The sequence below is a fragment of the Verrucomicrobiota bacterium genome, from assembly GCA_016871675.1.
Taxonomy (GTDB): Bacteria; Verrucomicrobiota; Verrucomicrobiia; order Limisphaerales; family VHCN01; genus VHCN01.
In genome coordinates this window covers 1-5,464 of the sequence record VHCN01000109.1, presented here as the reverse complement: position 1 = coordinate 5,464, position 5,464 = coordinate 1, and the positions used below count along the sequence as shown (strand labels likewise).

Sequence of the window (5,464 nt, the reverse complement as noted above, 5' to 3'; positions counted from 1 at the left end):
AAGGCATCGCTGTTGTCGCGCGCCTCGCCGACATTCCCGCGAAGCTCGACCGCATCAGCGTTTACCTCCCGCCTGCGGTGACTTTGAAGCTTCTTCCCGAAATCGCGGCGAAAGGCTGCGACGAATGCTGGCTGAATCCCGGCGCGGAATCCCCGGAAGTTCTTGCCGAAGCGGGGCGGCTCGGACTGAACGTCATCCAAGCCTGCAGCATCGTGGATGTCGGCGAGTCGCCGGCCGGGCTTTGAACGGCGGGGTGAAATCGCGCCCTCGGATCACTCCTTGCGGACGATCCGCGAGAGCGTGTGCTGGAGGACGATCGCCTCATCCGTGTTGCCGCTCACGAGCTGGCGGTTGGCGTCGAGCAGCAGCTCCATCGCGCGCACGAGTTCGGGCTGGGTGAAATTGCGCGACTGCCGCAACGCGCCGAGCATCACGAACGGGTGCATCGCCCGCGGGTTGAACCGCTTGTCCTCGGGGAATGCGCCCGCGGGCACGCGCTCGAGTTGCGACTTGATCTGCGCATAGGCCCCGCCCGAATTGAAATTCATCTTCGCGTCCAGCCAGCCCGCCGCAGCCATCTCGCGCGCAAACAGCATCGCCCGCACTTTCGAGATCACGCCGTAGAGCAGGCCGACCTCGCTCTTCTTCCGGTCGAACTTCATCTCCCACAACTCGCTGTCGAGCGTGCGCAGCAGCCGCGGCAGGTCGCGGTCGCCGAGCGCGTCGGCCAGCGCAAACGCGCGCGCGTGCTTGTTGCGCGTGACGACGGCGTCGACATCCGCCGTTTCGATTCCCGGCCGGGCGGCGGCGAACAGCGCGAGCTTTTCGATTTCGCTGTCGAGCTGGCGCAGGTTGGGACCGACCAGGTTCACGAGCTTGGCAAGCGCCTCGTCGGAGATGTCCTTCTTGAGCCCGCGCAACTGCCGGAGCGCCGCGCCCTCGGCCTTCGCCGCCCAGTCGCGGTCGTCGAGCGTGAGCGGGTCGAAGGCCTCGACACGGCCGACCTTGTCGAGCGTCTTGTAGAGCGCCTTCCGCTTGTCCACCTTGCCCGCCGAAATCAGCAGCCGCACGCCGTCCCAACGGAACGTTTTCAAGACCTGCGCGAGTTCGCCGAGGGCGGCGGCGACCGCGGCGGCCTTCGAGGTGCGCTCGTCGTCGAGGAAACTGCAGTTCTGGAACCAGATGACTTTCGCCCCACCGAAGAACGGCAGCGTCTGCAACGCCTCGTGGAGCTTGCCGATCGCGCGCAATGCCTCGCCGCTGTTCGCGGCCGCGGCGTCGATGGTCTCGTGATCCATGCCGCCCGCCTCGGCGCACCACTGCTGGTGAATCTGCCGGGCGCGTTGCTTCACGCCAAAGTCATCCTCGCCGCAGACGAGGGCCACGGGGGATGGGGGCGCGGCGTCGGTGGCCGCGGTTGCGCCGGGCTTGGGCATCGGGGCGCGGCGGTTCAAGGTTCTCCGGCTTCGAACTTGGTCCCGGCGCTGTCCCCCGCCTCCGCGATGCGATCGAGCGTCTCGGAGACGTCCTCCATCCGGTCGAAGAGGTCGCGGGCGACGTAGATGGGCCGCTTTTGCGCGGCGGCCAGCGCGATGGAATCGCTCGGGCGCGCGTCAATCTCGACGATTTTCCTGCCGAGTTCGTTTTGCTGGAGCAGCACGAGCTTCGCGTGGAACGTGGACTCGCGCAGGTCGGTGATCACCACGCGCTCGACGGTGACGCCGAAGCCCTTCATGAAGCTCACCAACAAGTCGTGAGTCATCGGCCGCTGCTTCGGCACGTCCGCCCGGAATTCCTCGATGACGCGCGCCATGTGGGTGTCCACCGCGATGATGAACACCTTCTCCTTGTTGCCGAGGAAGATCGCCATGCCGTTGTTCGACAGATACGGATGGATGCAACGGATCTGCACTTGCACGGCGTCTTTCTTCATGCCGCGAGTGTAGGCCCGGCGGGGTGGGTTGACAAGGTCGCGGCCGGATCCGCGACCGGACCCCGCGCGCGAACCGGCAGCGCCGCGCGTTCCTCGTGCTGAGCATCGTCACGAACCTCGTCGTGCTCGGCTTCTTCAAGTATTTCAACTTCTTCGCCGACTCCGCGCTCGCGCATACGCTGCTCGGGGGCTGCGAAGTCGTGGTGCGCGTGTTCTTCGCGCGCAACATGTCGGGCCGCTTTGAGTATGGCTATCATCCGACAGCGGGCGTTGTGGAGCGCGAAGACGGCACGGTGCAGCTCGTTCGCGCCGGCGGACGTCGGTTTCATCCGCAGCGCTTCACAGCACGCCGGCCCGACGGGACCTTCCGCGTGATGGTCGTGGGCGACTCGGTGCCGCGCGGGCCGCGCGCCCGGCAGGCAAGGCCCATGAGGGCAGCGCAGCCGCCACGCGCGGTGCCGCACTCCACGAGGTCGCCCGGCACGTTGCGTTCGGCCGCTTCCCGAATCGCCCGGTGAATGCCGCGCAGCCGGGGGTGGCTCATCATGCTGTGCGGCCTGATATGGTGGTAGAGTCGGCCGAATTCGCCCGGAAGCAGGCGGTCACGCCATTCGGCCAGCCGGTTCGCCCAGTCGGCCAGCCGATTGTGCTGGCGCTTCCGCTCGGCCCGGAAGGACTGGGTGCTGGACGCGGGACTGGGATTGGGATTGGGATTGGGATTTGTGCCGGACACCGACGCAAACTTAGAAACACCGGCGGGTCAAGGCAAGGGCAAGGACGGTTCATGTGACTAGCGTGAGCAGAACGGCTTTTTTCTGTCCGCCCATGCCCCGTTCCTCTACCGTGCCTTCGATGCGAAACATTCCAACCGAGTATGTAGCGTTTAAACGGCGGGAGCAGCGCACCGAGTTCATCGTCCGCCACTACCGTTCCTATCTGACCGGCTCGGTGCTGGACGTCGGCTGTTACGAGGCCCCGCTGCGCGCGCTGCTGCCCGGGGTCCGTTACGTGGGTGTGGACATCGTCGGCAAGCCTGACCACGTGATCGACTTGGAACAGGCGGAGCGGCTGCCGTTTACCGACGGTCAATTCGAGTGCGTCGTTTGCGTGGAAGTGCTCGAACATCTGGACGGCCTCCACCGCATCTTCGACGAGCTGGTGCGTGTGGCGCGGCGGCACCTGATTATCTCGCTGCCGAACTGCTGGTGCGCCGCACGCCGGCAACTCGAGAGGGGGCAAGGCTCCATCTCCCACTACGGTCTGCCTCTGCAACGACCGTCGGATCGGCACAAATGGTTCATCAACCTTACGCAGGCCCGCGAGTTTTTCGAGGCGAAGGCCGTCGGCCCCCTGCGGCTGGTGGACCTGCGCATGGCGGAAAAGCCACGTCCGCTGCCCCTCCGCCTGCTGCGCCACTTGCGCCATCCCGGCGAACGCTACGCGAACCGCTACGCGCACACGCTGTTCGCCGTTTACGAGAAGACCGCCGTCGCCGCCTGAATCGCTGCATGGCTTTTCGCCCGTCCGCCACCACCCTCCAGCCGGAGATGTCCGCCGAGGAATTGTCGGCCCTCCGGCAATGGCTCACCGCGTCAGAACTGCGCGGACGGCATCTGGAAGTTGGCACCGCTGCCGGCGGCACGCTCTGCTTCATGCTGGGCTGCTACGCGCCGGAGCGCCGGCCGGCATTTTCGGTTGTGGACACGATGGCTTACTTCCCGAACCAGTTCGACATCGTGCGCGGCAATTTGCGCCAGCACGGCATTGCTCCGGAGGCCGTGGACTTCCGCGTCGCGCGCAGTAGTGAGGCTTTCGAGCGCTCGGCGGCGACCGGCGAGCGGTTCGGCTTCATCCTCGTGGACGCCTCGCATAAGATCCGCCATGTCATGGCCGACCTGCGATGGTTGCGACTGCTCGAGGTTGGCGGACTGGCGTGCTTCCATGACTACGGGACGGCGTTCAAGGGCGTGACGTGGCCGCTGAACCGCCTGCTGCGGAACTACCCCCAGTTCACCCGCGTGGGCCAGGCTGGTAGCCTGCTGGCCATCCGACGTGAGCGTGAAAGCGCCCGGCGCGAAGTGAACGGGCTGGACCGGCTGTGGGCGCTGGCGTGGTCGCCCGTTTTGCAGTTGGAACTCAGCCTGCGCAAGCGCCTCGGTCGCCCTTCCACCGGCCGCTGAGGTCGGTCTTGCAGGTCGGTGGCCGCTGACCGGTCCCATTGCTCGATACACGTGAGCTTGAGCTTACCGCCGGTTATGTTGCGGACGATGGCTCCGGCCAGTCTGCATCGTTTCTTTGTGATCTCAAAGACTTAGGCTTTGCCCAGCTAAGCAGCCCCTGATCGACGTCCGCACGCAGAGAATGCGTGGTGTGCTATCAGCAAGCCCGCTTTGGAAGGCGTGGATGCGATACCACGAACTCGCGCAATGGGCTCCACAGAAATTGAGACTCAGGAAACGCATTATCGGATCGCAGTCTCAGTCCTCGTCGGCGCCAGCATTTCCAGACACGCAGCGTAAACCTTTGCTGTCGGCACCCCATCGGTGCTCAAACTCGGCACGCGGCTCAGAAAGTCAGTTGATTCTTGGGCCTCGCTCGCCCCTTCTGACATCACCACCCGATGCACCACGCGCCACGGCCGCCAAAAATGCAGCACAGACGGCCCGAACAGCGCCACCGTTGGGCACTGACACGCGGCGGCCAGGTGCATTGCAGCCGTGTCCACGCCTACGAACAGACGCGCCTTTCCCAGCAACCCGGCCAGTTGCGCCCAAGTGGTCTGCCCATCCGTGTTCAACACACTGGGACCCAGTTCCTGTTGCAAGCGCCGCGCCCCCTCGCGCTCTTCCGCATCGGGCCCCGAGCTGAGCACCAGCTTCAAGTTCCGGGCCTGAAGCATCCGTCCCAACTCAACCCATCGTTCCAGCGGCCACCGCTTGCGCTGCCAGCGCGTCCCGGGATGCAGCACCGCAAACTCGTCCAGCGCGGCGGCTGGGGACCACTCCGCCCTCCGTTCCCGGCTGAAGGTCAAAGGCGGCACCGGCGATCCCAACGGGATTGTCTCGTGCACCAGCATAAAATCCTTCTCCACCCGGTGGCCTTGCAGCCAGTCACTGTCTGAGAAACGGGTGATCGCCCGGCGCGCGATCCAGCTTATCCGCGCGTAGAATCGGGTGGCGACGCGTTCTCGTGCCCCGCTCAACCACGCCAGCCAACGCCCTCGGTCGCTGTCGCTAAACTCGAACGCATAATCAAAGTGTTGCCGCCGCAACTCCCTCACCAGTTTGACATCGTCGCGCAGCGCCGAGAGCCCGCGTCTTTTTGCCTCCGGTGCCGCCGTGGTCACGATGCGATCGATGGCCGGACACCCCGCCAGGATGGATTCCGTGCCGCGCCGCACCAGCACCCAAATCATCGCGGCAGGGTAACGCTCCCTCACTGCCATCAGTGTGGGCGTGAGCAGTAGCGCGTCACCGATGTGTTTGGGCTTGAGGAACAGCAAATGCACAAGCGGGACTTGTTTAGGCGGTG

General features: G+C 65.3%; 8 protein-coding genes. 3 read left to right on the top strand and 5 right to left on the bottom strand.

What is annotated here, in order from left to right:
* On the top strand, positions 1 to 245 hold a 245-nt coding region (locus tag FJ386_14825; GenBank protein MBM3877960.1), incomplete at its 5' end, for a CoA-binding protein.
* A 27-nt stretch (positions 246 to 272) separates the two neighbouring features.
* On the opposite strand, the gene holA is transcribed toward FJ386_14825, so the two are convergent.
* From holA to FJ386_14805, 4 genes are read right to left on the bottom strand one after another with little or no spacing between them, the layout of a single operon-like run.
* Complete coding sequence (gene holA, locus FJ386_14820) at positions 273 to 1,436, bottom strand: DNA polymerase III subunit delta (protein ID MBM3877959.1); 1,164 nt, start codon at positions 1,434 to 1,436, stop codon at positions 273 to 275.
* 14 nt (positions 1,437 to 1,450) lie between these two features.
* Positions 1,451 to 1,933 (bottom strand): bifunctional nuclease family protein, encoded by a 483-nt coding sequence (locus tag FJ386_14815; GenBank protein ID MBM3877958.1) that lies wholly within the window; start codon positions 1,931 to 1,933, stop codon positions 1,451 to 1,453.
* The gene (locus tag FJ386_14810; protein MBM3877957.1) at positions 1,930 to 2,262 is read right to left on the bottom strand and encodes a hypothetical protein; all 333 of its coding nucleotides are present in this window, start codon (positions 2,260 to 2,262) and stop codon (positions 1,930 to 1,932) included. Before FJ386_14810 ends, FJ386_14815 begins: the two co-directional genes overlap by 4 nt.
* Positions 2,259 to 2,666 (bottom strand): hypothetical protein, encoded by a 408-nt coding sequence (locus tag FJ386_14805; GenBank protein ID MBM3877956.1) that lies wholly within the window; start codon positions 2,664 to 2,666, stop codon positions 2,259 to 2,261. Before FJ386_14805 ends, FJ386_14810 begins: the two co-directional genes overlap by 4 nt.
* 92 nt (positions 2,667 to 2,758) lie before the next feature.
* On the opposite strand from FJ386_14805, the gene FJ386_14800 reads away from it, so the two are divergent.
* Both FJ386_14800 and FJ386_14795 read left to right on the top strand, forming a co-directional pair.
* A complete protein-coding gene (locus FJ386_14800; GenBank protein MBM3877955.1) occupies positions 2,759 to 3,433 on the top strand; it encodes a class I SAM-dependent methyltransferase in 675 nt (224 codons plus the stop codon).
* Positions 3,226 to 4,113 (top strand): class I SAM-dependent methyltransferase, encoded by an 888-nt coding sequence (locus tag FJ386_14795; GenBank protein MBM3877954.1) that lies wholly within the window; start codon positions 3,226 to 3,228, stop codon positions 4,111 to 4,113. The genes FJ386_14800 and FJ386_14795 overlap by 208 nt, the downstream gene beginning before the upstream one ends.
* Before the next feature lie 281 nt (positions 4,114 to 4,394).
* Here the strand turns inward: FJ386_14795 and rfaQ are convergent, their stop codons facing one another.
* Complete coding sequence (gene rfaQ, locus FJ386_14790; protein MBM3877953.1) at positions 4,395 to 5,441, bottom strand: putative lipopolysaccharide heptosyltransferase III; 1,047 nt, start codon at positions 5,439 to 5,441, stop codon at positions 4,395 to 4,397.
* Positions 5,442 to 5,464 lie beyond the last annotated feature (23 nt).